22 protein-coding genes are annotated in these 24,846 nt (G+C 66.0%); 5 read left to right on the top strand and 17 right to left on the bottom strand.

Annotation, left to right across the window (positions count from 1 at the left end):
- Positions 1-10: 10 nt before the first annotated feature.
- From B447_RS02815 to B447_RS02860, 10 genes are all read right to left on the bottom strand, one after another.
- Entirely contained in the window at positions 11-1,180 is a 1,170-nt protein-coding gene (locus B447_RS02815) for a TIGR03088 family PEP-CTERM/XrtA system glycosyltransferase (protein WP_002936258.1), read from the bottom strand.
- Positions 1,180-2,472: a TIGR03087 family PEP-CTERM/XrtA system glycosyltransferase gene (locus B447_RS02820; protein WP_002936259.1), complete on the bottom strand. Its 1,293-nt coding sequence runs from the start codon at positions 2,470-2,472 to the stop codon at positions 1,180-1,182. The genes B447_RS02815 and B447_RS02820 overlap by 1 nt, the downstream gene beginning before the upstream one ends.
- Before the next feature lie 4 nt (positions 2,473-2,476).
- On the bottom strand, positions 2,477-3,526 hold the full coding sequence (locus B447_RS02825; RefSeq protein WP_002936260.1) for a FemAB family XrtA/PEP-CTERM system-associated protein: 1,050 nt from the start codon (positions 3,524-3,526) through the stop codon (positions 2,477-2,479).
- 25 nt (positions 3,527-3,551) lie between these two features.
- Positions 3,552-4,391 carry an XrtA system polysaccharide deacetylase gene (locus tag B447_RS02830; RefSeq protein ID WP_002926893.1) on the bottom strand — a complete coding sequence of 280 codons (840 nt, stop codon included), beginning with the start codon at positions 4,389-4,391 and terminating at the stop codon, positions 3,552-3,554.
- 7 nt (positions 4,392-4,398) lie between these two features.
- Positions 4,399-5,553: a non-hydrolyzing UDP-N-acetylglucosamine 2-epimerase gene (gene wecB, locus B447_RS02835; RefSeq protein WP_002926894.1), complete on the bottom strand. Its 1,155-nt coding sequence runs from the start codon at positions 5,551-5,553 to the stop codon at positions 4,399-4,401.
- The gene (locus B447_RS02840) at positions 5,550-6,671 is read right to left on the bottom strand and encodes an XrtA/PEP-CTERM system-associated ATPase (RefSeq protein ID WP_002936267.1); all 1,122 of its coding nucleotides are present in this window, start codon (positions 6,669-6,671) and stop codon (positions 5,550-5,552) included. Before B447_RS02840 ends, wecB begins: the two co-directional genes overlap by 4 nt.
- Before the next feature lie 11 nt (positions 6,672-6,682).
- Complete coding sequence (locus B447_RS02845) at positions 6,683-8,248, bottom strand: TIGR03016 family PEP-CTERM system-associated outer membrane protein (protein ID WP_232431467.1); 1,566 nt, start codon at positions 8,246-8,248, stop codon at positions 6,683-6,685.
- Positions 8,205-9,215: an XrtA-associated tyrosine autokinase gene (locus B447_RS02850; RefSeq protein WP_002936270.1), complete on the bottom strand. Its 1,011-nt coding sequence runs from the start codon at positions 9,213-9,215 to the stop codon at positions 8,205-8,207. The genes B447_RS02845 and B447_RS02850 overlap by 44 nt, the downstream gene beginning before the upstream one ends.
- 13 nt (positions 9,216-9,228) lie before the next feature.
- A complete protein-coding gene (locus B447_RS02855; protein ID WP_002936276.1) occupies positions 9,229-10,770 on the bottom strand; it encodes an XrtA system polysaccharide chain length determinant in 1,542 nt (513 codons plus the stop codon).
- Between the two features lie 70 nt (positions 10,771-10,840).
- The gene (locus B447_RS02860; protein ID WP_002926902.1) at positions 10,841-11,422 is read right to left on the bottom strand and encodes an XrtA/PEP-CTERM system exopolysaccharide export protein; all 582 of its coding nucleotides are present in this window, start codon (positions 11,420-11,422) and stop codon (positions 10,841-10,843) included.
- Between the two features lie 514 nt (positions 11,423-11,936).
- Between B447_RS02860 and B447_RS02865 the strand changes: the two genes are divergently transcribed.
- Positions 11,937-12,503, top strand: a complete 567-nt coding sequence (locus B447_RS02865; protein WP_232431469.1) for an N-acyl amino acid synthase FeeM domain-containing protein — start codon at positions 11,937-11,939, stop codon at positions 12,501-12,503.
- Between the two features lie 155 nt (positions 12,504-12,658).
- Here B447_RS02865 and B447_RS02870 read toward each other — a convergent pair whose 3' ends face one another.
- The gene (locus B447_RS02870; protein WP_232431470.1) at positions 12,659-14,050 is read right to left on the bottom strand and encodes a DUF1302 family protein; all 1,392 of its coding nucleotides are present in this window, start codon (positions 14,048-14,050) and stop codon (positions 12,659-12,661) included.
- Entirely contained in the window at positions 14,050-14,799 is a 750-nt protein-coding gene (locus tag B447_RS02875) for an ABC transporter ATP-binding protein (protein WP_002936286.1), read from the bottom strand. The genes B447_RS02870 and B447_RS02875 overlap by 1 nt, the downstream gene beginning before the upstream one ends.
- A gap of 44 nt (positions 14,800-14,843) precedes the next feature.
- On the opposite strand from B447_RS02875, the gene B447_RS02880 reads away from it, so the two are divergent.
- Positions 14,844-15,617 (top strand): outer membrane lipoprotein-sorting protein, encoded by a 774-nt coding sequence (locus tag B447_RS02880; RefSeq protein WP_002936288.1) that lies wholly within the window; start codon positions 14,844-14,846, stop codon positions 15,615-15,617.
- A gap of 2 nt (positions 15,618-15,619) precedes the next feature.
- Here the strand turns inward: B447_RS02880 and B447_RS02885 are convergent, their stop codons facing one another.
- The 4 genes from B447_RS02885 to B447_RS02900 all read right to left on the bottom strand — a co-directional run bounded on the left by B447_RS02885 (position 15,620) and on the right by B447_RS02900 (position 20,358).
- The gene (locus tag B447_RS02885; protein ID WP_002936290.1) at positions 15,620-17,029 is read right to left on the bottom strand and encodes an MBL fold metallo-hydrolase RNA specificity domain-containing protein; all 1,410 of its coding nucleotides are present in this window, start codon (positions 17,027-17,029) and stop codon (positions 15,620-15,622) included.
- A gap of 92 nt (positions 17,030-17,121) precedes the next feature.
- Complete coding sequence (locus tag B447_RS02890; protein ID WP_002936292.1) at positions 17,122-18,543, bottom strand: sigma-54-dependent transcriptional regulator; 1,422 nt, start codon at positions 18,541-18,543, stop codon at positions 17,122-17,124.
- Complete coding sequence (locus B447_RS02895; RefSeq protein ID WP_002936293.1) at positions 18,540-20,120, bottom strand: sensor histidine kinase; 1,581 nt, start codon at positions 20,118-20,120, stop codon at positions 18,540-18,542. Before B447_RS02895 ends, B447_RS02890 begins: the two co-directional genes overlap by 4 nt.
- A complete protein-coding gene (locus B447_RS02900; RefSeq protein ID WP_002926918.1) occupies positions 20,110-20,358 on the bottom strand; it encodes a PP0621 family protein in 249 nt (82 codons plus the stop codon). The genes B447_RS02895 and B447_RS02900 overlap by 11 nt, the downstream gene beginning before the upstream one ends.
- 134 nt (positions 20,359-20,492) lie before the next feature.
- Here B447_RS02900 and B447_RS02905 point away from each other — a divergent pair, with 134 nt between their 5' ends.
- The 3 genes from B447_RS02905 to B447_RS02915 all read left to right on the top strand — a co-directional run bounded on the left by B447_RS02905 (position 20,493) and on the right by B447_RS02915 (position 23,503).
- A complete protein-coding gene (locus B447_RS02905) occupies positions 20,493-21,650 on the top strand; it encodes a pyridoxal phosphate-dependent aminotransferase (protein ID WP_002936294.1) in 1,158 nt (385 codons plus the stop codon).
- A gap of 75 nt (positions 21,651-21,725) precedes the next feature.
- Positions 21,726-22,817, top strand: coding sequence for an S-methyl-5-thioribose-1-phosphate isomerase (mtnA, locus tag B447_RS02910; protein WP_002936295.1), 1,092 nt, complete (start codon positions 21,726-21,728; stop codon positions 22,815-22,817).
- Positions 22,814-23,503, top strand: coding sequence for a class II aldolase/adducin family protein (locus tag B447_RS02915; RefSeq protein WP_002936296.1), 690 nt, complete (start codon positions 22,814-22,816; stop codon positions 23,501-23,503). The genes mtnA and B447_RS02915 overlap by 4 nt, the downstream gene beginning before the upstream one ends.
- 128 nt (positions 23,504-23,631) lie before the next feature.
- Here B447_RS02915 and ftsZ read toward each other — a convergent pair whose 3' ends face one another.
- The gene (gene ftsZ / locus B447_RS02920; protein ID WP_002926926.1) at positions 23,632-24,777 is read right to left on the bottom strand and encodes a cell division protein FtsZ; all 1,146 of its coding nucleotides are present in this window, start codon (positions 24,775-24,777) and stop codon (positions 23,632-23,634) included.
- Between the last annotated feature and the right edge of the window lie 69 nt (positions 24,778-24,846).

Consider the following 24,846-nt stretch of genomic DNA (forward strand, 5'->3'; position numbering starts at 1 on the left):
CGGGCTTCCTTTAGGATCTGGCAGGCGCTACGCCGGCGCGCTGCAGGAGTTGGTCATACATTGCGGTGTAGCGTGCCACCATGCCGTCGAGACTGAAGCCGTGCTCGACGCGTCGGCGGCCTGCCGCCCCCTGCGTTTGCCGCAATGCAGCATCAGAAGCGTAGCACAGCAGCGCCTCGGCCATGCGATCCGGGTCCTGCGCGGGCACGAGGGAGCCGGTCTCGCCTTCGGCAACCAGCTCGCCGTTGCCGCCGACTGCGGTGGCGACCACTGGCAGGCCGCTGGCCATGGCCTCGAGGATGGTGTTGGAGATGCCTTCGGCCTGCGAGGGCAGCACGAATACGTCGAGCGCACGCATGACCGCCGGAACATCCGTGCGCTCGCCGGCAAGCCAGACCGCGTCGCCGATCCCGGCGCGGCGGATCTCGGCCTCGACCTCGCCGCGCAGCGGGCCATCGCCGGCAATGATCAGGCGCAGCCTCTGCCCCACCCCACCCCGTGCGCGGGCAAGCTCGAAGGCACGCACCAGGGTGAGTTGGTCCTTGACTGCCTGCAGCCTGCCGACGGTGCCGACGACGACCACGCTCGCATCGGCGAATGGGCTGCCGGCAAGGGTCTGGCGCGCACCGGTTGCGGCGGGGGTGAAACGCAGGGTGTCAACCCCGTTGCAGATGCGCTCGACACGCGCGGGCGCGATCCCGACCCGCCCGGTCAGGTAGGACTCGATGTGGCCCGAGAGCGCAACATACCGGCTCACGAAGGGGCTGTAGAGGCACCGCAGCACCTGGAACTTGCGCCGAGTGCCGCCAGGGTCGGAGACGTCCCAGCCGTGCTCGCCATGCACCCGCACCGGAACACCCGCCAGACGCGCCGGCACGACCGCCTCGAGCGCGGCAAGGTTGCGGCTGTGCACGATGGCTGGGCGCCGCTCACGGAACAAGCGGTACAGGCGCGGATAGAGCTTGATGCCATGGCCAGCAGGCTTGTGCAGCGACACGAAGCCGACATCCTCACGCCGGATGCGCTCGCAGAACCCTTCGGCACAGCGCGTGAGCGCAACCACCGTGTGGCGGTAGCGCTCCGGCGGCATGCGATTGATGAGGTTGACCACGCCGTTTTCCAGCCCGCCGACATCGAAACTGTAGACGAGGTGCATCACCAGCGGCCGCAGTTCGCGCATCAAGCCACCTGGGACGGTGCAGCGTCGGCGAGTTCGCCGATCACGGTCGGAATGTCCTCCTGGCCGCCGGGCTCGGGCGGTTGCACGTCGAGCAAGCCGTCGAGCACGCGCAGATGCGCCGACCAGCTGTATGCGCGCAGCACGCAGTCAAGCGCCGCCTCACCCATACGGGCACGGCGAGCATCATCGCCAAGCAGACCGAGCACACGTGCAGCAAGATCCGCCTCGTCGGCAGCCACCTCGCAGTCGCGGCCATTCTGCGCGGCGAGCCCGGCTGCGGGCGCCTGGGTAAGCACCACCGGGCGCGCCATGGCCATGGCCTCGAGCACCTTGTTCTGGATACCGCGCGCAATGCGCAGCGGGGCGACAACGACCTGCGCGTGAGCGAGAAAGGGGCGCACATCCGGCACGGTACCCGTGACGACCACGCCGCTGCCCTCGGCAGCCAGTGCCTGCACGGCCGGCGCCGGGTTCATGCCGACGATCCAGAAGCGCACCTGAGGCTGCTCGGCGCGGATGCGCGGCAGCACCTCGCGGGCGAACCAGGTTACGGCATCGATATTCGGCCAGTAATCCATCGCGCCGCTGAACACCAGCACCGGCCCACCCGGCGGATACGGTGACTCGAAACGGTGTTCAGGCGAGAAGTACTCCGCATCGACCCCGTTCTGCATGACGCCGACACGCGCCGAAATCTCGGGCGCCGCGCCACGAAAAAGCTCGGCCTCGGCCTCGGTGACGAACAGGCTGGCATCGCAGCGCGCTGCGCTGGCACGCTCGAAGGCAAGCAAGCGCTCACCCTCGCGTCGATACAGCCAGGACATGGGCCAACGCCGGTCACTGGCGTACTGCGACCACTTGGCTGAATCCACGTCGCAGAAGTCGATCACCCGTCGATCGAGTCCAGGCAGATCCAGGTACTGTGCCATCGGCCCCGAGAACGCAACCGCGCTGCGGATGCCGTGCTCGATGACAACCCGGCGCACCCAGGCGCGCAAGCGCGGGCTGCGGTAATAGGGCAGGCTCAGTGCCTCGCCGCGCAACAGGCCGCGCAGGCTGGCAATGCGGCGGATACCGGGTTCGATGGGCACCACGCAACTGTGTTCACACCACTTGCGCAAGGCCGGGATGTGCTGCTTGTCGTCGGGATGGTCGACGAAGCAGCCCAGGAAGACGCGGTGGGTCCGCGCAAGCTGGCGCAGGATGTTGAACGAGCGCACCTTGTCGCCCTTGTTGGGCGGGTACGGAATGCGGTGCGTCAGGTAGAGCAGTGGGGGGCGGCTGTCCTCCACCGCCCTACCCCAGGTTACGCACGATATGTGGCCCCAGGCGGTTGGCGACGCCAATGGGCAGACGCTTCCACAGCGCAATGAAGGCGCGGTACTTGGGGTTCATCGGGTTGTTCTGGGGCACGCTGTCGCGCTTGTAGAGACGGTACTCGTAGGACAGCGGCTGCGGCTCGAAACCCCAGTTCTTCTTGAAGCTGTACGGACCCGTGCCGACCTTGCTGCGACCATAGTCGAAAACCTTGCAGCCGCGCTCGCAGGCGCGCCGCATCAGCTCCCAATACTTGAAGTCGTTGGCAGCGAGATCGCGCGCAGCGGTATCGTCACCCGCGTAGTAGGGCAACACCTCGTCGCGGAAGTAAAAACTGAGCACGCTCGACAGCGGCTTACCCGCCGGGTCGGTCACGGTGAGCACCTCGCAGGCCTCGCCGAAGACCGCCTTGAGGCGTTCGAAGAAGGTCTTGGGCAGCGCGGGCGTGCCATGGCGAAGCACGTTGTCTGCATAGAGGGCGAAAAAGCGCTCGATGTCGTCATCTACGTGGCTGACAAGGCCGTTCTTGATGCCCTTGCGCACCATTGCGCGTTGCTTGCGCGGAATGGCGAGCATGTTGGCCTCAACATCGGGCAGCAGGGCCTTGCGGAAGGTGACGTAGAGCTCCTGGCGCGGCCAGTCAGCATGCACCGGCTTCAGGTTACGGTACTCTGTGTGCTGCACACCAAGCGCAGTTGCCAGAGCCTCTGCCCGCATCTCAAGCATGTGGAAGACTTCGGGACCCGCATCGACGTCGGCTGCAATTCCACCATACACGCAGAAAGGCAGCGAGGTCAGCGCATGCCCGAACACGCGGCTACGTACCTCGGCCAAGGGCAGCACGGCGACGATATCGCCTGCCCGCTCGGCATACAGGTAGAAGCTGCGGTGCTTGAACACGCCTTCCAGGATGTCGCGCCAAGCCGACAGGTGGAAGAACGTGGCCTGCGGGCACCGGCGCACGAAGTCATCCCAGCGCTCGACCTCGGCAGGGGTGAGCATGCTGACGTGAATCGGCAGTCTGTCCATTGCGCGCATCCCGCTCCAGTCTGGTTCAGGCGGCGTCGCGGAAGACTTCGTCTGCGCGCCCCCAGGAAAAATCGGAAAGCAGGCGATCGAGCCGTGCTTCGGTGTGTTCAAGGTTAATGTAGTGCCGGAAGCGGGTTTTGGCTGTGGCGTCGGTCACACGCGGCTGCTCGGGGTCAATTTCCCAGGGGTGGAAGTAGAAGATCGCCGGCCTGCGATCATCGGCATTGACACGGGCAATCTGCCAGCGCGACAAGGAATAGGGCAACAGACGGAAGAAGCCGCCGCCACCGGCGGGCCAGTTGCGCCCGAACATGCGCACGGTACTGACGGGAACCTCGACCAGTCCGTTGGGCAGGCGCCAGGGGAAGCGTGGCGCATCGGGGATACCGTAGTGGTCGTGTTTGACCGGGTACACGCTGGAGCTGTACCGGTAACCCGCCTCGGCAATGCAGTCGTGCGCCCACAGGTTGGCGGTGCCGATCGAGAAGCTGGGCGCGCGATAACCGGTGACCGGCTGACCGGTGATGTCCTCGAGGACAGCCTTGGCGAGACGGATGTCGGCGCTGAAGGACTCGGGCGTGAGGTCACTGGCACGTTCATGGGCATAGCCATGACTGGCCACCTCATGCCCTGCGCCGGCAATACGGCGTACCAGCTGCGGATAGCGCTCGGCGACCCATCCCAGGGTGAAGAAGGTACCGCGCGCACCGTGACCGTCGAGCAACTCGAGGATACGGTCGACGTTGCGCTCGACGCGGCAAGGCACACTGTCCCATTGACTGCGCGGAAAGTGCGGCGCAAGCGCGGAGACCTGGAAGTAGTCCTCGACGTCGCAGGTGAAGGCATTGGTAATACGGGAACTCATTGCAGCCTCAGGCCTTGCTGTCGTGGGCGAGCAGCCAGTCGTGCAGGTGGGCGGCGATGCGCTCGGCGCAGCGGCCGTCCCAGTACTCGGGCACGCGGCCCGCCTTGCCACCGGTCGCGAGCACGCTGTCGGCCGCCGCGATGATGGCTGCAGGGTCCACCCCGACCAGGGTGTTGGTGCCCTGCTCGACCGTGATCGGGCGCTCTGTATTCTCACGGATGGTGATGCACGGCACGCCAAGCGCAGTGGTCTCCTCCTGGATGCCGCCCGAATCAGTCAGCACCATGCGCGCACCGGAGAGCAGACCGAGCATCTCGAGATAGCCCTGCGGCGGCAAGAGCAGGAATCCGGGCGTATCGATGCGCCCGAGCATGCCGAAGCGTTCGAGGTTGGCGCGCGTGCGCGGATGCAGCGCGATGACCAGCGGCAACCGGGCACTCACGACATGCAATGCCTCGATGATCGGCCCAAGCACTTCCGCATGGTCGACGTTGGATGGACGATGCAGGGTGACAACGCCGTAGCCCCCCTCGATGCGCTGCGGGTCGAGACCGGCCGCAGCCAGCAGGCTGGCGGCGGGTACGGCCTTGGGCAAGCTCGCGCGCAGGCTGTCGATCATGACGTTGCCGACGAACACCGCACGCTCGGGCGCAATGCCTTCGCGCGCGAGGTTATCGTGGGCGGAACGCTCGGTCGTATAGAGCACGTCGGATATCTGGTCGGTGAGGATGCGGTTGATCTCTTCGGGCATACGGCGGTCGTTGCTGCGCAGCCCAGACTCCACATGTACCACCGGAATGTGACGCTTGCTCGCAACCAAAGCGCACGCCAGCGTCGAGTTAACGTCACCCACCACGAGCACGGCGCGCGCACCGTGCTCGTCGATGACGGGCTCGAAACGCTTCATGACCTCGGCCGTCTGCACTGCATGCGACCCCGAGCCAACCGCCAGATTGACGTCGGGCTCGGGGAGCGCCAGGTCGGCGAACAAGCGGTCCTTCATTGCCGGGTCGTAGTGCTGCCCGGTATGCACCAGCAGCGTACGGATCGGCGGATTGTGCGCAGCGAAGGCGCGGATGATGGGTGCAACCTTCATGTAGTTCGGGCGCGCCCCGACCACGCAGATGACCGGGGGTAGCTCATCGATCGGCAACGGGCTCACTGGCGCTCCTCCCCTGCGGGTCTCTCACGACGTACTGCCTGCAGCAACTGGCTGAGCAGGCCGAGGGTGGCGGCGGCAGACTGCTCCAGCCCTGCCAGGCGCGCCTCGATGCGTTGAAGGTCGTAGCCGGCCGCAAGTCCGGCCGCCCGCTCGGCAAGCTCAGGCGACACCTGCAGCCGATCAAGATCCAGCTGGATTGCTTCAATCCCTGCCTGCGCCGTGGCTACGGCATTGACGGCGCTGTCGAGCGCACCCGTGAGGCTTGCGTCCGGACTGCTCTCGGTCGGCAACGGCCGCCGCGGCGCAGCGAACTCCTGCTTGAGCTCATCGATGACCTCGCGAACATCGTCCTCCGCGATGACATGACGCTCAGCAATGTAGGCAGCGAGCATGAGCCGGTCGCACAAGGTGTTGATGCGGCGCGGAATGCCCCCGGTGTAGCCGTAGATTGCCGTATAGGCCCCGGGCTGGAAGATCGGATCGCCCGCCCAGCCAACGTGCGCCAGGCGATGCTCGATGTAGCCCTGGGTTTCCTGCAGGTCGAGCGGACCAAGGTGGTAGGACGCGATCACGCGCTGACGCAACTGCTGCATCTCGCCGCGCTGCATGATGTCGCGGAACTCGGGCTGGCCGACCAGGAAGCTTTGCAGCAGGGCATGGTCTTCGAGCTGGAAGTTGGACAGCATGCGCAGTTCCTCGACCGCCGCCGGCGTGAGGTTCTGTGCTTCATCGACGAGCAGCAGGGCGCGCTTGCCGGCTGCGGCAACCGACACCAGATAGGTTTCGAGTGCGAGCAGCAGCCCCGCCTTGTCGAGGCTTCGGCTGGGCACGCCGAAGGCGGCCGCGACCATGCGCAACATATCGCTGGCATCGATCTGCGTACTGACGATGTTGGCAGCGACCACCTTGTCCGGATCGAGCTGCTCGAGCAGGCTACGCACAATCGTGGTCTTGCCCGCGCCGATCTCGCCGGTGATGACGATGAAGCCCTCGCTCTGGTGCAGACCGTACTCGAGGTAGGCCATTGCACGGCGATGCCCACGGCTGCCATAGAAAAACGCGGGATCGGGGTTGAGCTGGAAGGGCTTGCCGGAAAGCTTGAAGAAGGATTCGTACATCAGGGTTCCGCTTAGAAACGCATGCCGAGCGTGGCCGTGACCGCATTCTCGGTGTAATCGGTACTCCCCTCCGCCTTCTGGTAGCGATAGCGCAGGCCAGCCTGGGTCTGCGGGCCAAGCTGCCGGCTCAGGCCCAGGGAAGCGAGCAGGCGCTTCGTCTCCAGCCCGGAGCTATCTCGCCCCTCGGAGTTCGTCCGGGTCAGGCTGGCATCGAGCGCACTGGTGCCGGTGAGGCGATGGCTCCACGCCACGGTTGCCGAGGTAGTGAGTACGTTGTCGGTGTTCTGGAAGTCATCGGTACCGGGCAGCAGGCTGGAGATGTTGCTGACCAGCGAGCGATCCGCCCGCGAGACCGAGAAGCTGAGCGTATTGCGCACCCCCAGCAACGAGAAACCCGCACTCAGCGACTGATTGACGTACGCCGCGTTGGAGCGCAGCGTAAGCCGCGCAATGCAGTTCAGGAGAAGCTGGAAACGGTCGAGAGGGTCGGTGATCTCAGGAAAGTTCGCCGGATTCGAGACGAAATCCAGGCATGCCTGGCCCGAGGCCTCCGTCAGCCCGGGCCCGAGTTCCTGCGCGGTCGAGGACAGATCCCGACTCGCACTCAGGTACCACACCGAGCGCCGCATGCGGTGATTGAGGCCCAGATTGTAACCACGCCCGAAGAGGCGGTCCTCAACCGTGGCCGTGATCGAAGTACGGTCGGTGGGATACCAGTCAAAACCGGCCCCCACGATATCGCCACTGGTCCTGCGGCCGCTTGCATAGTCGTTGGATTCGTGACCGCCGATTGCACGCAGGCGGAACTGCGGCGACAGGTTTGCAAACAGCGTGCCGCGCAGGGTCTCTGCACTGCGCGAGCTGCTCTCGGCCGTGCCGCCATCCGAGTCGGTGCGCGTATAGGCCAAGCCCCAACCCAGGAAGCGCCGGCCGCCGGGGTCGGAGAGGCGGACGCCCAGGGTCTCGACGTTCTGGTTGCCGAGCCCATCGCTGCCGGAACTGATCCCGCGCGACGAATACTCGACGGCACCGACCGCCGCCTCGCCGAAGCGCAGGTCCGACTCCAGTCGGGGCGCAATCGACCAGGTACGCGTTTCACTCGAGCGCTGGCTCGACAGCCGGTCGCCAGAGGCCCCGCCGGAAAACGCCGACAGATTGTTGCGGCTGATGCCGGCGTCGAAATCGATGAAAAGCAGATCCTCTACCGCCTCGAAGCTGCCGCGCCCCTGCAGGCTCAGGTAAGAGCTGTTACGGTCCGTGTCGTCGGCATAGACCAGGTTGCGCAGGCGTGCACTCAGGCCACCGTTGAGCCGGCCACTGGTGCGCGACACGGAGATGCCGGGAGAAACCTCGAAGATCCAGTCCGCCTCGCCGCCTCCCGACGCGCCACCCGCCGCGCCGGCGTTGTCGGTCCAGGTGAGCGAGGTATCGAGGGAGGGCGTGACGGTGACCGACTGTGCGAGCACGCTGCCACAGCCAAGGAGCGCGCCGACAAGCACCCCGATGACAGGCGCACGCCCGACGAGACGGACGTCAGGCAGCTTCCGGGCGGGTTTCCGGCGTTTGTCCATATCCATATCCGTATCCGTAACCGTAGTAACCGCCGACTGCACGCTCGCGCGACTTGTTCAGCACCATGAGCCTGACCGGGCAGCTATCGACGGTGGCGAGCGCCTGTCGCACGTGAGCATGCGTGGTGCGCTCAGCCTCGACCACAATGACGACCTGCCCCATGTGGGTCGCCAGCACGCGGGACTCGGTGGTCACCAGCACCGGCGGCGAATCGAACACGATGATCCGGTCCGAATAGCGTTGGGCCATCTGCGCAAGCATGCTCGTCATCGCCTCGGACGCCAGCAACTCGGTAGCGCGCTGATGCGGCATGCCGGCAGGCAGGATCGACAGCTTGTCGATGTTGGTGCGCAGCATCACGTCACCCAGATCGGGCACCTCGCCCGACAGCACATCCATCAATCCACGCTGGGCGGGCAGACCGAGCTCGCGCAGCACGGATGGGCGCGACACGTCGGCATCGACCAGTAGTACGGTGTAGTCGAGCTCCATCGCCATGCTGATGGCGAGATTGATTGCGTTGAACGTCTTGCCTTCGCCCGGCAAGGCACTGGTGATCATGATCAGGTTGCCGCTCTCGATCGCAGCCGGCCCGGCATCGGTGGCGTTGCGCAGCAAGGGCCGCTTGATGATGCGGAACTCCTCGGCGATCGAACTGCGCGGCTGGTCCGGCGTGACGAAGCCGCGCGCAGCCAATCTTTCCAGGTCGATACGGATCGAGCGCCCCACAGCCCGGGCCGCCTTGGGGGCATCGTCTGCCGCCGGCGCCGCGGCTTCCGCTGTCCGGATGACCTGCTCAGGCTTGGCCAGGCGGTCTCCCTTGGGAGCGGCAGCCGGCGCCGCCGCTGCAGACGGGGCAGGCGCCCGCGCGCTCTCGACTACCACGGCCGCTGGCTGCTGTTCGCCATCGGGCTCGCGGGCCGCTTGCTTGAGCCTGTCCAGGCGCTCGACTGCTTTTTCGATAATGCTCATCGTGTGTATCCGTTCAGCCCTGCAGTATCTTGAGTGCGGCGGTGGCGAAGGCGAAGGCCCCGGCGTAGGCGGCCAGCCCACCTCCGAACGCGATCAGGCCGTTGCGACGCTTGCGCCGGCGCTCAGGCGTCGGCAGCATCGACACCGTACCCAGCACCGGCAGGCCGCTGATCTCGCGCAGCTGACGCGGATCGCCGAAGGACGGTCGCAACTGGCTGATCAGGAAGGTCAGCGCAAACCCGGCCCCCAAGCCCACCAGCGCAGCCAAAGGCAGCAACAGCAGACGATTCGGTGCAGACGGCTTGGTCGGCATCGACGGCGGATCGATGACGCGGAAATCGGCAATACCAGCCTGGGTGTTCATCTCGGCAGCGATGCTGGCCGACTCGCGGCGCGACACGAGCGCATCGTAGTTGGATTTATGGACGCTGTAGTCGCGATTGAGCTGCGCCATCTCCGTCTCGAGTTGCGGAATACGCTGCGCGTCGGCCTGCAAGGTCTCGAGCCTGCTTTCGAACTCGGTCACGCGAGCACGCAAGGAGGCCACACGCGCCTCTCCCTGGGCCAGTGCAAGCCGCGTCTGCTCGATCCCCGACCCCATGCCAAAACCGCCCATCGGACTGGCGACCGGATTCTCGCGCATCTGTGCGAGGAGATCCTGCTTCTGCTTCTCGAGCTCCTCGATCACTCGCCGAGCACCGACCACATCCGGATGGCGCTCGGTGTAGCGCTGCAGCAAATCGTCGAGGTTGCGCTGAAGCGTTTCGATGCGTGCATCGATCTCCGGGGTGGCCAGCATCGGCGGCGGCGCAAAATCGGCCTCGGACTGCCCGCTTGCCAACTGCTGCTTCATCGCATCACGCGAGTTCTCTGCCTCGCGGAGCTCGAGACGGGCCTGACGCAGTTGCTCGTTAACGTCGGCAATCTGCGTGATGTAGTCGCGCGTGCCGGCGCCAAGCAGCGCCATGTTGCGCAGACGGAAGTCCTTCAGCCGGTTCTCCGCCTCGGTCAGCTTCTGCTCGTAGCTGCGGATCTGCTCCTCGATGAACCTGCGCGCGGCGTCGGCATCCTGGCGGTTGCTCCCCAGGCCCGACTCCACGAACAAGGACAGCAAGGACTGGACTACGCGCTGGGCACGCTCGGGCCTCGTATCGGCGTAGGCGAGGGTGAACAGGTTGTCCCGCCCGGTGGAGCGGATCTGCAGGTCGCTCATCAGGGCGTTGATCAGCGCCTCGCGCTCCGCCGGACTGCGCACGCCCAGATCGAGGTCAGCCATGGTAATGAGCTTCTCGACGTTCGGCCGGCTGATCAGCGTGCGGCTGAGCATGTTGATCTGCTGACTGACGTTGGGCTGCACCGCGAGGCCCGACATGAGCGGCCGAAGTACGGACTGCGTATCGACATTGATGCGAGCGGTAGACTCGTACTTGTCGGGCATGAGATAGATCGCCACCCCGCCGGCGACGCCGACCAGCCAGGCCAAAGCCAAGCCCCACCAGCGGAATCGCCACATGCCGCGCAGGTAGCCTATGACTTGAGATACGAGTTCTTCCATGTGTCCTTGCCGTGCTGCACGCCAAGACCCCAGCCACAAGCGGGCCGGGTGCCGACGTTCGAGTGAGAGATCAGAACCAGCTCTGCGGAATGATCAGTACGTCGCCCGGACGCATCTCGACGTTGGCCGAGACGTCGCCACGCTTCACGAGATCGCGAATACGGACGCTGTACTGCTTGTTGCCTTCGGCCGTGCGCAGGATGGTCGCTGCATTGCCGTCGGCGAAGTCGGTGAGACCGCCCACTGCAATCATCACGTCGAGCAGGGTCATCTTCTGCTTGTAGGGCAGCGTCTGCGGATTGCCTGCCTCACCGATCACGCGGATCTGCTCGCTGTACGGTCCGACGAACCCGGTGACGATGACGGTGACGACCGGATCACGGATGTACTTGGCGAGGTGCTGTTCAATGTCGCGGGCAAGCGTGGTCGAATCCTTGCCCATTGCAGGCAGATCCTCGACGAGCGGCGCCGTGATCTTGCCGTCGGGCCGCACAGGCACCGACGTTGACAACTCAGGGTTGCGCCACACGTTGATCGAAACGGTGTCCCCCGGGCCGATCACATAGTTGTAGTCCGCGTCTGCCGCGGAGGGCGGAGCGGGTGGAAAGCTCGACGCACATCCAGCCAGCACACCCACCGCCAGCACCGGCATCAAGCACCGCCCAAGCGAACTCCATGCGCCCCGTAAGCTGCTCACCATGACAAGCCCCCTGTTCTGTCTCAAGATTCGCAATGATACGACGTCGATCCACGATTGGGGATGCTAGGCGGATGCAGGTTTGCGTCGACAGGAACAAATGCACACAATCGCTTACACTACGCAGTGATCGACGTCTGTAGATTCTGGAACGTTTGTTGCAACAGAAGGGCCTGCGCGCGGCAGATATAGCGAGCAGGTCGGCGCTATACTGTCCTGAACATCACTCGAGAACTCGGCCACTTCCATGCATGGATCACAACCTGCGCCTGACGCCTTACATGCGTCCATGGCGGTCAGTAGTGCGCGCGCGCCTCATTCCGACGCCGCCCAGCCTGGCAATGCCGGCTTCGTCAACGCGCTCCCTCCCCCGCTCGATGCGGCCAACGGCCTGGCTTTCGAGCAGAACGGGTTCCAGATCCGCATCGCCAACGGCTGTGACGATCTGAAACGCCAGAGCAGCAGGCTGGTGGAGCGCATGTATTCGGCTCGCGGCCTGTTCCCTTACGGGATGCACGCCGAGCTCGATCGCCGGGACATCACCGTGGTCGCGCTGCGCGAAGGACACGCGGTTGCGACGCTCACTCTGCGTATGGATCTGGGCTCCGGCCTGCTGGCAGACACTTTGTACAGCAATGAGATCGACGCTGTCCGAAAAACCGGCGGCAAAGTGTGCGAAATCACACGACTCGCAATCGATCCCGACCTTGGCTCGCATGATGCGCTCGCCGGACTGCTGCAGGCGCTCTACGTGCTGGCGAAGCTGACCCAGCGAATGTCGGACGTCTTCATCGAAGTCCATCCTCGCCACGCACGCTTCTATCAGCGCATCTTCGGGTACAGGGTTGCCGGCCCCGAGCGCGTCTGCCCTCGCGTCGGTGCTGCAGCGGTACTGCTTCACCTTTCGCACCGGCAGTTCGAACGCGCTTTGGCCAGGCATGACGACGAAGCCGGCCGACCTCCACCGCGCGCAACCCGCCTGCTCCCGTCTGAAACCACCCTCCAAGACCTGCTGGCAGGACTCAAGCGCAGCTGAGCCGCGCTCGATGAGGCTGTCGCAAGCGCGCCGAACACTGCGTTGGAGCGCATGATCATTGCTGTCACGTGCTACGCGACGGACAAGCACTGACCGAGGTTTCGGCCCACGCATCAAGCCGCCCCAACGGCAAGGCCGCGCGCTCCTGTCGGCACTCAGAACCAGTGACGAACCTCCACGTAGGCACGGTCACTGCGATCGAAAGCACTCAGGCGTCCCGTACCACTGCCACCAAACACATCGACACCAGTCACGGCACGCCAGGCCGGCGCGAACTTCCAGGTCAGCTTCGGCCTGAGCATGTAGTCCGAACGGTTGAGACTGGAAACGGCCAGGAACTCGAGTTCCAGCTCATTGCCGATCGAATGCACAGCCTGGAAGGTCAGGCCGGACTCGAGCCTGTCGCTCACCATGGTGCTGCGATGCTCATCGAGCCAACGACCGTATAGCTGGGTGTTGAAGCGCCAATCGGCACCTGCCGGGATATCGGCACCGATCGCATAGTCGATCATGTCCGTCTTCTCGAGCCCGAGCAGCCTGCCGCCCGGAACCGGCGCCGCGACCAGTGTGTTGACGCCACGCCCACGGGTATGGACCGCCTCACCCTTGAGTACGAAGCTACCCAGGTCCTTGCTGAAGGTCGCACCGATCTGATGCAGTCGCTCGTGCCGCAAGGAGGCGGTGCCCACCCCCACTTCGTACAAGGTCGGCGCGACGTCGTAGCTGCGGTAGTAGAAGGCCGACAGATCCCAGCCACTCACCAGATGGGAGACGCGTGCGCCCCAGTTGCTGTTGCGCAGACTGTCAGAGGGCTTGTGCTCGGTCACGACGGTATTCGCCGGCAGTGCGGCAAAGGTGTAGAAATCGCCACCCGGCTTGCCGATCTCGTCGAAGCTGGGCCTGGGGATCCAGACCAGCTCGAAGTGGCTGCTGCCGGCAAAGTACTCCGCCCGCGCCGCCCACTGCGCAATGCGCAGGCTTTCGAACTCGGGCAGCAGGAACTCTCGCATGTCGCGGGCCGAGACGACGTCGGCAAAGAAGAAGCCGACCATCTCGCCCCAGATGATGTGCTGGCGGCCGAGGCGGAACTCCCAGTCGCCCTGGCCAAGATCCACGTAGGCCTCGCGCAGGATCAGATTGCGCCGCTGGTCCCTGCGCACGGCGGCCGGGTAGTGCTCATCCTCGAGATCGAAGGCCGCATCCGCATCGGCACGCGCGTTGAGCTTCCAGCGCACTCGAGGCGCAAGCTGGCCACTGCCGGCAAGCTCGACGCGGGCACGCAGTCGCGACCAGTGCTCGGGGTCGGGCAGTGTGTAGGCGGCCCCCAGCTCGGCATAACCGCTCCACTTCATGCCGCTGCCCGCAGCGGCGCCTTCCGGGGCGCCGACATCGAAGAGCGCATCGAGCTCTGCATCGAACTCGGCATCCTCCGCAGCGTCACTGGCTTCATCGGCCGCATGCGCCGGCGGGAGGGTCATGAACAGCGCCACGGCGGACAGGGTGGCAAGGGCGAGTCGATTCAAGGCAGGCATGGTGTGCTTTCTCACTAGATTTCCGGGTCTTCTTCGTCACGCGGCCGACGGTCCTGCACGAACACCCAGCGCCCCTCGGCTTTCATGCCGAGTGCGGTGATCTGGCCGTCGGCGATGCGCACCAGACGGTCAGCCATGTTCATGACCTTGCGGTCGTGAGTGGAGAACACGAAGGTGGTGCCAGACTGGCGGTTGATGTCGCGCATCAGCTTCAGGATGCTCGAACCCGTCTTGCTGTCGAGGTTCGCAGTGGGCTCGTCGGCAAGCACGATCTTTGAATGCGTGGCGAGCGCGCGCGCAATCGCCACGCGCTGGCGCTGACCGCCCGAAAGCTGGTTCGGGCGATGGTCGGCATACTTGCTCAGGCCTACCATGCCAAGATAGTGCCGGACCCGCTCGGCACGTTCCTTCTTCGACAACTCCGGCATCTGCAGCAACGGATACTCGACATTCTCCTCTGCCGACAGCACCGGCAGCAGGTTGAAGGTCTGGAAGATGAAACCGATGGTGCGCGCGCGCAGGTCGGCAAGCTGATCGGGCGTGCGATCGGATACGTCATGACCGTCGATGACCACACGGCCCGCGCTTGGCGTGTCGATACAGCCTATGATGTTGAGCAGGGTAGACTTTCCGCTACCGGACGGCCCTGCGATGGCGAGAAACACGCCGGGCTCGATCGACAGGGTAACGTCTTCGAGCGCCTGGACGATTTGATCCCCCAGCAGGAAACGCTTGCTCACGTGTTCGACCTGGACGATGGGCATGTGCAGGGCTGAAAATCTGATTGGACGCCGAAAGGATAGCACTCATGACGCACAGTTTACGATCCCGTCGCCGCTTCGTTGCCGCTCTGGCGGGCGGCCTGCTGCTCCCCACCCTGCTGCGGGCAGCCGACGCCCAGGACGACGACGAGGCTGTCAGTGTGGTGGCCGCCGCCGATGCGGTGCGCTTTCCACGCGAGAGCTTCCAGACCGAGATCTCGGTCGCCAACCTCAGCGACGGCAAGGAGGGCGACACGCGCAAGTATCGCGTCCTGTCACGCGGCAACGAGAACACCATCGTCCTCACTCTCGAGCCCGCCACCGAACGCGGCCAGGCACTGCTCATGCGGGGCCGCGATCTATGGGTGTTCATGCCGGCGGTGTCGCAGCCGGTACGCCTGTCGCTGGCGCAACGGCTCACAGGCCAGGTGGCCAATGGCGACCTCGCGCGCGCAAACTTCGCCGGCGACTACCGGCCGACCATCGCCGGCCGCGACAGCGTGGGCGACACGCCGGCGGTGGTGCTGGACCTCACCGCGGTGGACCGCAGCGTGACCTACGCGCGGGTGAGGTACTGGGTGGCGGAAGCCGACAAACGCCCCCTCAAGGCCGAGTTCTATGCGCTCTCGGGCCGACTGCTTAAAACCGCGTTATACGAGGACTTCCGCCAGATGGCAGGGCAGCTGCGCCCAACTCGGCTGGTCATGGAAGATGCGCTGAAAAAGGGCGAGGTCTCCGTGCTGACCTACGAGAACATGAACGTCCGCGACCTGCCCGAACGCATGTTCACCCGCGAGTACATGCGCCGGCTGCAGCAATAGCCTCATGGCACGACCCGGATCTTGCCGCCGGTGACGGCAAGCAGATGGCGTGCCAAGGCTTCGCGCACGCTGTCTTCGCCATGGACGAGGCGTACCTCGGCCGGCAGGTGGCGCATACGGGTAACGAAGCGAGTGAGGTTGTCGCGGTCGGCATGTGCCGAATAGCCTGCAAGCGTGTGGATGCCGGCACGGATATCGACACGTTCGCCGTCGAGTTCCACGTAACCGCCGCGCGGCCCGTAGGTCTGGATCGCGTGCCCGGGCGTGCCGCGCGCCTGATAGCCGACGAAGACGACGTCGTGGCGAGCGTCGCCGAGCATGGCCTTGAGGTAGTTCACCACCCTGCCACCAGCGCACATGCCGCTGGCGGCAATGACGATAGCCGGTTCGCGACTGCGCGCGAGGCGGCGTACGTTGGCTTCGTGCAACGCATGGCTGTCGATCGCGACCAGCTGCTCGTAGGAAAGGGGCTTACGCCCGGCGCGCACCCTGGCCTTGGCCTCTGCATCCCAGAACGGCTGCAATTCCCGGTAGAGCTCGGTGAAACGCCACGCCAATGGTGAGTCGAGAAAGATCCTGAGCTGCGCCCACTGCCCGGCAAACTTGCCGGGGCGCCGACGCTGCCGGTACAGGATGTCCTCGAATTCGTACAGCAACTCCTGCGTGCGGCCAATGCTGAAAGCCGGGATGATGACCGTGCCGCCATCACGCAACGCATGCTCGACCACGGCCTGCAGGCGCTCGCGACGGCTGCGGCGATCCTCGTGCACGCGGTCACCATAAGTACTCTCGAGCACCACGACATCGGCCTGCCAAGGCGGCTGCGGCGCGGGCAGCAAGGGCGCATGGGGTGCCCCCAGGTCTCCCGAGAACAGCACCCGCTTGGGCTGCGGCCAAGCCGCGCCGGAAAGCTCGCATTCGACATAGGCCGAGCCGAGGATGTGACCAGCACGCTGGAGGCGGATGCGACAGATGGCGTCCGGGCTGCGGTACACGGTATGCCACTGGCGGTAGGGCAAGGCGCGGATGCGCGCTTCAACAAGCTTGAGATAGCGCTCGACGATCTCCTTGTTGCGGCTGACACCAAGCTCGAAGGCATCGGCAAGCACCGTAGGCAACAGCCGCGCCGAGGGCTCGCTGCAGAAGATCGGCCCCTTGAAACCCGCCGCAAGCAGCCAGGGCAGGCGACCGCAATGGTCGATGTGCACATGGGTAAGAACGAGCGCACCAATGCCCCTGACCGGGAAGTCGATGTCCAGCCGGTCCGCTGCAGCGCGACCATCGGGTGCGGTCTCGGCGCCCTGGAACAAGCCGCAGTCGACCAGCAGGCTGCTGTCGTCCTCGATGAAAAGCTGATGGCAGGAGCCGGTCACGCCGTTGCGCGCGCCGTGATGCACGATCGTCGGGTTCATGCCGGGATTCTAGCGGCACCTCCCATTCATGCCAAATGGAAGGCCGTTCCAGGACGACCCTGCAGCATCAACCGCTTGCCCTACCCGATGCCTTACTCCATGCCCCACTTCTGCAGCCGATAGCGCAGCTGGCGCAAGGTCATGCCGAGGTTGCGCGCCGCCGCACTGCGATTCCAGCGTGTCTGCTCGAGCGCGCGGATGATGCGCAGACGCTCGGCGTCGTCGGCAGCGGGTTCCTGCCCGGGCTCTCCGCCGCCGCCATGGTCGCCGAAATCGCCTGGCACCTGAAAGCCAAAAGTCCCCGCGGCACTGTCGGTAAGCCAGCCAGACGCCGTCTGGTCCGGGTAGAGCTCGATGTCGGCGGCGTCGATCTCGTCGCCCTCGCACATCGCGCAGGCACGCTCGAGCAGGTTCTCGAGCTCGCGCACATTGCCCGGGAAGGCATAGCCCTGCAGCGCATGCAGCGCGGCGGCCGACAGTCGGCGCGGCGCCCCGCCCTCCCGCGCAGCCAGGCGAGCGAGGATGTGCTCGGCAAGCGCGGGAATGTCCTCACGGCGCTCGCGCAGCGGCGGCATGCGCAAGGTGATGACGTTGATGCGGAAGAAGAGGTCCTGGCGGAAGCGCCCTTCCGCGACCAGTCGCCCGAGATCCTGATGCGACGCCGACAACAGGCGCACATCGACCGGCTCCTCGGCATGGGCACCGACCGGCCGTACCGCGCGCTCCTGGATGGCGCGCAACAGCTTGACCTGCATGGCCAGCGGCAACTCACCGATCTCGTCCAGAAACAGCGTGCCGCCGCTCGCAGCCTGGAACAGGCCCTGCTTGTCGCTGGCTGCGCCGGTGAAGCTGCCCTTGCGATGACCGAAAAACTCGCTTTCCATGAGCTCGGGCGAGATCGCTCCGCAGTTCACCGGCACAAAGGGCCCGGCGGTACGCGTCCCCAGGCTGTGGATGAAGCGGGCGATGACCTCCTTGCCGGTCCCCGACTCACCATGGATGAACACGGGCGCCTGGTTGCGCGCAAGCTTCTCGGCCTGGGCGCGCAACTGCATGAAGGCGGGCGAATGCCCGATCAGGGCACGTTCGGGCGTGGTTCCCGCAGCCTTATCCCCGGCCGCGCCCAGCCTGAGGGCATGGGTGACGAGCTCGCGCAGGGCCTTGAGCTCGACCGGCTTGGTGACGAAGTCGAAGGCACCGAGCTTGAGTGCCCTGATCGCCGTCTCGATACTGCCGAATGCGGTGATCACCGCCACCGGCAAGCCCGGGCAGTGTGCCTGGATGTGCTCCACCAGGCCAAGCCCATCGCCATCGGGTAGCCGCATGTCGGTCAGGCACAGGCGATAACGGCGGGCCTCCAGTCGGGCGATCGCATCGGCGACGGTACCCACTGCGTCGCAAGCCAGACCAAGACGCATCAGCGACAGTTCGAGCAGTTCGCGGATGTCTTCCTCATCGTCGACGATGAGCACATCGACTGACTGGGGGCGTTGACGGCGTTCGACGGCATTCATGGTGTCGTGCGTCCGGTAAGAACCAGGTGGGCGCCCTGGGTGGCGGGCGCAAGCTCTAGCGTGGCGTCGTTGGCCTCGGCGAGCTCGCGTGCGATGTAAAGGCCCAGCCCCGTGCCCTTGGGGTGGGTGGTGAAGAAGGGCTCGAACAACTGCGCGCGCATCGCCTCATCGAAGCCCGGGCCGTCGTCGCTGACGTGCAGCGCCGCGCGCCCCCCAGCCAGGAGTTCGGCACTCAGGCGCACCGAGCCCGGCGCACCCGAGCAATAGCGGCTGGCATTTGCAAGCAGGTTGTCGAGGACCTGATGCAGATGGGCACGATCGATCGCAAAGGTTAGACCAGGGTCGATGTCGACATGGTACAGGCCCTCTTCCTGGGCAGCGCGGAACACCCTGGCGTCGATCACCTCGGCGACGAAGGCGGCAAGCGGCAGCGCCTCGGGCATCGCCTGTTCGCGCCGCCCCAGCGCCAGCACGTCGCGAATCATGCGCTCGATGCGGTGGGCATTGTCGTTGATGATGCGCACGAGCCTGAGCTGCATCTCGCCGCGCTTCTCCTCACGCAACAGTTCGGCCGCCTGGGTGACGGCCGACAAGGGGTTGCGGATCTCATGCGCCATGCTGGCGGTCAGCCGCCCGAGTGCCGCCAGCTTGATCTGCTGCAGGTGGCGCTGAATGTCCTCGAAGTCGGTCAGATAAAGCAGCGTATCGCCCGCAGCTGCGCTCCCGGCCTCTCCCGCCACGCTGCGGCAACGCAGCAGACGGCCGTCCGCGCCGATACGCAGCAAGCGCCCCTCGTCACCAAGCGCCCCCTGCAGGATCGGTCTGAAACCCTCGTCGAGGTCGGCCAGCGCCAAGCCCTCGAGAGCTTCCGCGCTCGAGTGGGTCAGGCCCAGCAGTGCTATCGCCTGCGCGTTCAGGTGCAGGATCCTGCCCTGCGCATCGACCACAATCACGCCGTCCTGCATGTCGCGGATGATGTGCTCGCTGACCGCCTGTTGCTTGGCGAGCGCCAAGCCACGCTCGGCTGCCAGGGTGGCGTTGGCCTTGGCGCGCAGGGCAAGCAGGCGGGCGACGAGGGCGATGCCGAAGAAGCCCGCGCAGAATATGCCCACCTGCAGGAAATCGACCGAGTCGCTGCCTGCCGCATGGCGCCAGGCGTTCTCGATGAGCACCGCCAGGGTGGCCAGGGCCGCGAAGAACAGCACCATCCGCCCTTCCATGACCAGGCCCGCGCCCGCGAGCACGATCATCATCAGCACCGGCATACCGCTGCGGTAACCGCCGCTCGCCCACATGATGACGGACAGTGCGAGCACATCGACCAGTACCTGCAGCACGATGACACGCTCTGCGCCGAGACGCCGCGACGCATCGGGGAAACCGAGCGCGAGAACCAGGCCCAGGTAGGCAAAGGCTGCGACCTGGAACACCAATGGTCGCTCCCCGCCCAGGCCGAGGTCGCGGCCCGCGACAAGGAACAGCCCGGCCATGAGCAGCCGGAACAGGTTCAGGTAGCGAAGCGACGTGCTGCGGGTGCGTTCGACCTCGGCAGCCGCGGCCGCTGATTCAGTGCGCACGTGGTCCGGCGCGACGATGGGCGTCGCAACAGTAAAAAGCCCGCTCGTCGGACACCCCTTCGGACTCGGGCACATTCACGCCGCAATGTGCGCACTCGAGCATCCGCTCGGGTGCGGCACGCTCTTTCCTGGCGGCGCGGCGCGCAGCAAATCCACCCTGGTCCTTGAAGCGCCGCAAGGCCGCACGCAACCACCAGATGGCAATGAAGACGAGGATCAGGATGAGCAGATTGCGCACGTTGAAGGGCGCAGACCCTGCGCCACGGCAGTGGAAACTGCCCGGATTCTAGCACGCCCCCCCTACGGCCATTGCCCACGGCGGGCGCGGGTTTGCGACAATAAGGCCCCTGCTCCCGACCGCATCGCCGCGCCATGCCATCCTTTCCTGCTCCCCTCGCTTCCCGCCTGCCCGCCGTCGGCACGACGATCTTCACCGTGATGTCGCGCCTGGCCCAGGAGTGCGGCGCCATCAACCTGTCCCAGGGCTTTCCCGATTTCAACGCCGAGGACGTGTTGTTCGAGCGCGTCGGACATTGGATGCGCACCGGCCACAACCAGTACGCGCCGATGGCGGGCTGCCTTGCGCTGCGCGCGGCAATCGCCGCCAAGGTCGAGACGCTGTATGGCACGGCCTATGACGAGGAGTCAGAGATCACCGTCACCGCGGGCGCCACCCAGGCCTTGTTCACCGCCGTGACTGCATGCGTGCATCCCGGCGACGAGGTCATCGTGTTCGAGCCGGTGTACGACTCCTACGTGCCCGCGATCGAGCTCGCCGGCGGCACGCCGGTGCGGCTGCAGCTCTCCGCCCCCGACTACCGCCCGGACTGGGAAGCGGTGGCCGCGGCGATAACGCCGCGCACGCGCATGATCATGATCAACACCCCGCACAACCCCACCGCGACCATCTGGACGCGCGCCGACCTCGACCGCCTGGCTGCGCTCACGCGTGGCACCGGCATCATCGTGGTGGCCGACGAGGTCTACGAGCATATCGTGTTCGATGGCGCCAGCCACGCAAGCTGCGCCGCCCACCCCGAACTGGCGGCGCGCAGCTTCGTGGTCTCGAGCTTCGGCAAGACCTACCACATCACCGGCTGGAAGGTCGGCTACGTACTGGCGCCCCGCGAGCTCATGGCAGAGTTCCGCAAGGTGCACCAGTTCAATGTGTTCACGGTGAACACCCCGGTTCAACTCGCGCTCGCCGACTACATGGCCGACGCCGGCCGCCACACCGGACTGGCCGCCTTCTACCAGGCCAAGCGCGACTACTTCCGTGCCGCACTGGCCAACTCTCGCTTCGATCTGCTGCCCGCGCACGGCACCTACTTCCAGCTCGCCCGCTACGAGCGCATCAGCGCACTCGGCGACACGGCCTTCTGCGAACACCTGACCCGCAAGGTGGGCGTGGCCGCCATACCCGTATCGGCCTTTTTCGCAGACGGTCGCGACGAACGCGTGATCCGTTTCTGCTTTGCCAAGAACGAAACCACCCTGGCCGCAGCCTGCGAACGGCTCAATGCCATTTGAGCGACTTCCCGGGCACGGACCAGGGCACGACTACCCCAACTCGATTACTCGATCCACGCTGGACAACCGATAAGCATGTTCCAACAACCGATCCCCACCCTGTGCCGTGACGGCGACCGCCTGCTGGTCCTCGACCAGACCTTGCTGCCCTTTCGCACCGAACGCGCCGCCCTGAGCACCCTGGACGATGTGGCTGCCGCCATCCGCGACATGCAGGTGCGCGGCGCCCCCCTGATCGGCGCCACTGCAGCCTTCGGCGTGGCACTCGCACTCGAGCGGCAGGGTGCCGACGACCGCAGCTTGCAGCACGCCCTCACCGTACTGGGCGCAACCCGCCCGACCGCAGTCAACCTGCACTGGGCGCTGGCGCGCATGGACACGGCGCTGCGGCCGCTGCGGCCCGCGCAGCGGCTAGCTGCGGCGTGGGCCGAAGCGGAAGCCATACGGCTCGACGATGCACAGACATGCGATGCGATCGGCCGCCACGGCCTGGACATCCTGCGCGCGCTGGCAGCAACTCGCACGCGCCCGCTGCGCATCATGACGCACTGCAACGCCGGCTGGCTTGCAACCTGCGGCGCCGGCACCGCGCTGGCGCCGATCTACGCCGCGCAGGCCGCGGGGCTCGCAGTCGAGGTCTTCGTCAGCGAAACCCGTCCGCGCAACCAGGGCCTGCTCACAGCCTGGGAACTGCGCGCCGCAGGCGTCGCCCACGTACTGATCGCCGACAATGCCGCCGGCCTGCTGCTGATGCGCGGCGAGGTGGACCTCGTCATCACCGGCGCCGATCGCATCGCTGCCAACGGTGACACCGCCAACAAGGTCGGCACCTACCTGAAGGCACTCGCCGCACAGGCGGCCGGCGTGCCCTTCTACATCGCCGCACCACACTCGACGCTCGACTTCAGCTGCCCGGACGGGGCTGCGATCCCGATCGAGGACCGCGGCGCGGACGAGGTTTGCCGGCTGCGCGGCGTCGCTCCTTCGCCCGGAACCAAGGACGACGAGGGCGAGATCGCCACCGTGCGCCTGGCCCCGATGGACACCCGTGTCGCCAACCCCGCCTTCGACGTGACCCCGGCGGCACTGATCCGCGGCATCATCACCGAACGCGGCGTGGTCGCCGCAGGCGAGCTGGCGGCGCTGTACCCGGAGCGCCGGCAATGAACGGCCACGGCCCGGCTCGCACCACAGCGGGCACAGCGACAGACGAGACGGCCCTGCGCACCACCCTGCTCGACACCCTGCGCGCCATGGGCGCGGCACGCCTGAACGAGGGTACGGCGGGCAACGCCAGCGTACGGCTGGACGGCGGGGACATGCTCATCACCCCCAGCGGCGTGCCTGCCGAGCGCTGCCGCCCCGAGGACATGGCGGTGGTGGCGGCGGACGGCAGCCGGCGCGGGGCGCTCGCCCCGTCGTCGGAGTGGCAACTGCACCGCGACATCTATGCCGCCTTTCCGGCGGCGGGAGCGGTGCTGCATGCCCACGCCCCCTTTGCCACCGCATTGGCTTGCCAGCGGCAGGAGATCCCGCCCTTCCACTACATGATCGCGCGCTTCGGTGGCAGCACGGTGCGCTGTGCACGCTACGCCACCTTCGGCACCCAGGCACTTTCCGATGCCACGACGGCAGCGCTGCAGGACCGTAACGCCTGCCTGCTGGCAAACCACGGCATGGTCGTTTTCGGTCGCGACCTCGAGCACGCATTGGCGCTGGCGATCGAGTTCGAGACCCTGTGCGAACAATACTGGCGCACCCTGCAGATCGGCACGCCAGTGCTGCTCTCGGCGGCAGAGATGGACGAGGTCATCGAGCGCTTCCGTTGGTACGGCAAGGCGCGCAAGGCATGACCGCCCACCGGTCAACGTGAAAGCCCCTGCGCGAACGGGAGGCGTTCGTCCGCGCAGGGGCTTGGCGCCGGAACACGGCGCGGGGGGGCGGCTGCGGGGCCGCCCTGATCAGGGTCGGAGCCGGTGAATCAATCCGCCTGGCGACGCAGGAAGGCGGGGATGTCGTAGGTACCGACGCCGCTCGTGCTCATGGCCTCGACCGTCGTGCGGCGGCCGCTGCGCATCACGGCAGGCACATCGAGACTGTTCATGTCCACCGCGCCGCTGCTCATCGACGGGCCGTAGGTACCCGTCCCCTGCACCACCTGCATGACCGGCTGACGGGCGGCACGCGGGGCGCCAAGGCCAGTGGCCACGACGGTGATGCGGATGCGGTCTTCCATGGTCTCGTCGAACACGGTGCCGTACTTGACGAAGGCCTCAGGCGCAGCGAAGGCCTGCACGGTCTTCACCGCATCGCGCACTTCCGACATCTTGAGCGACTTGCTGGCGGTGATGTTGATCAGCACGCAACGCGCGCCCGACAGCTCGGTGCCCTCGAGCAGCGGCGAGACGGCAGCCTGCTCGGCAGCGATGCGCGCGCGGTCCAGGCCCGAAGCCTCGGCCGAGCCCATCATCGCACGGCCCATCTCGGCCATCGCGGTACGCACGTCCTGGAAGTCGACGTTGACCAGGCCGGGAACGTTGATGATCTCGGCGATGCCACCCACCGCCGAACGCAGCACGTTGTCTGCCGAGCGGAAGCACTCCTCGAAGCCGGCATCGTCGCCATAGACGTCGAGCAGCTTGTCATTGAGCACGACGATCAGCGAATCGACATGGCGGGTGAGCTCTTCCACCCCGCTCTCGGCGACACGGATACGGTTCTCGAAGTCGAAGGGCTTGGTCACCACGGCGACGGTCAGGATGCCCATCTCCTTGGCAATCTCGGCCACCACCGGTGCCGCACCGGTACCGGTGCCGCCACCCATGCCGCCGGTGATGAAGACCATGTGTGCGCCTTCGAGCACCGCAGCGATGTCATCACGCGACTCCTGCGCAGCGGCACGGCCCGCCTCGGGCTTGGAGCCGGCGCCGAGGCCCGTCTTGCCCAGCTGAACCTTGGTGGTCGCCAGGCAGCGATTGAGCGCCTGGGCGTCGGTGTTGGCGGAGATGAAATCCACCCCCTTCACGCCTTCACGGATCATGTGGTCGACAGCGTTGCCGCCGGCACCGCCCACGCCAATCACCTTGATCATCGTCCCGCTCGATTCCTTCTCAACAATCTCGAACATTTGCCTCGCCTCCTGAATTGACGGCCCTGCTCAACACCGAATGCCGCCAGCCCGCATTTAGTATCAACT

Source organism: Thauera sp. 27, from assembly GCF_000310125.2.
Lineage (GTDB): Bacteria > Pseudomonadota > Gammaproteobacteria > Burkholderiales > Rhodocyclaceae > Thauera > Thauera mechernichensis.

Coding starts and splice junctions, on each gene's coding strand:
- B447_RS02815 (WP_002936258.1), bottom strand. CDS start 1,180: ATGCGCGAACTGCGGCCGCTGGTGATGCACCTCGTCTACAGTTTCGAT.
- B447_RS02825 (WP_002936260.1), bottom strand. CDS start 3,526: ATGGACAGACTGCCGATTCACGTCAGCATGCTCACCCCTGCCGAGGTC.
- B447_RS02830 (WP_002926893.1), bottom strand. CDS start 4,391: ATGAGTTCCCGTATTACCAATGCCTTCACCTGCGACGTCGAGGACTAC.
- B447_RS02840 (WP_002936267.1), bottom strand. CDS start 6,671: ATGTACGAATCCTTCTTCAAGCTTTCCGGCAAGCCCTTCCAGCTCAAC.
- B447_RS02845 (WP_232431467.1), bottom strand. CDS start 8,248: ATGGATATGGACAAACGCCGGAAACCCGCCCGGAAGCTGCCTGACGTC.
- B447_RS02850 (WP_002936270.1), bottom strand. CDS start 9,215: ATGAGCATTATCGAAAAAGCAGTCGAGCGCCTGGACAGGCTCAAGCAA.
- B447_RS02855 (WP_002936276.1), bottom strand. CDS start 10,770: ATGGAAGAACTCGTATCTCAAGTCATAGGCTACCTGCGCGGCATGTGG.
- B447_RS02860 (WP_002926902.1), bottom strand. CDS start 11,422: ATGCCGGTGCTGGCGGTGGGTGTGCTGGCTGGATGTGCGTCGAGCTTT.
- B447_RS02875 (WP_002936286.1), bottom strand. CDS start 14,799: ATGCCCATCGTCCAGGTCGAACACGTGAGCAAGCGTTTCCTGCTGGGG.
- B447_RS02880 (WP_002936288.1), top strand. CDS start 14,844: ATGACGCACAGTTTACGATCCCGTCGCCGCTTCGTTGCCGCTCTGGCG.
- B447_RS02885 (WP_002936290.1), bottom strand. CDS start 17,029: ATGAACCCGACGATCGTGCATCACGGCGCGCGCAACGGCGTGACCGGC.
- B447_RS02890 (WP_002936292.1), bottom strand. CDS start 18,543: ATGAATGCCGTCGAACGCCGTCAACGCCCCCAGTCAGTCGATGTGCTC.
- B447_RS02905 (WP_002936294.1), top strand. CDS start 20,493: ATGCCATCCTTTCCTGCTCCCCTCGCTTCCCGCCTGCCCGCCGTCGGC.
- mtnA (WP_002936295.1), top strand. CDS start 21,726: ATGTTCCAACAACCGATCCCCACCCTGTGCCGTGACGGCGACCGCCTG.
- B447_RS02915 (WP_002936296.1), top strand. CDS start 22,814: ATGAACGGCCACGGCCCGGCTCGCACCACAGCGGGCACAGCGACAGAC.
- ftsZ (WP_002926926.1), bottom strand. CDS start 24,777: ATGTTCGAGATTGTTGAGAAGGAATCGAGCGGGACGATGATCAAGGTG.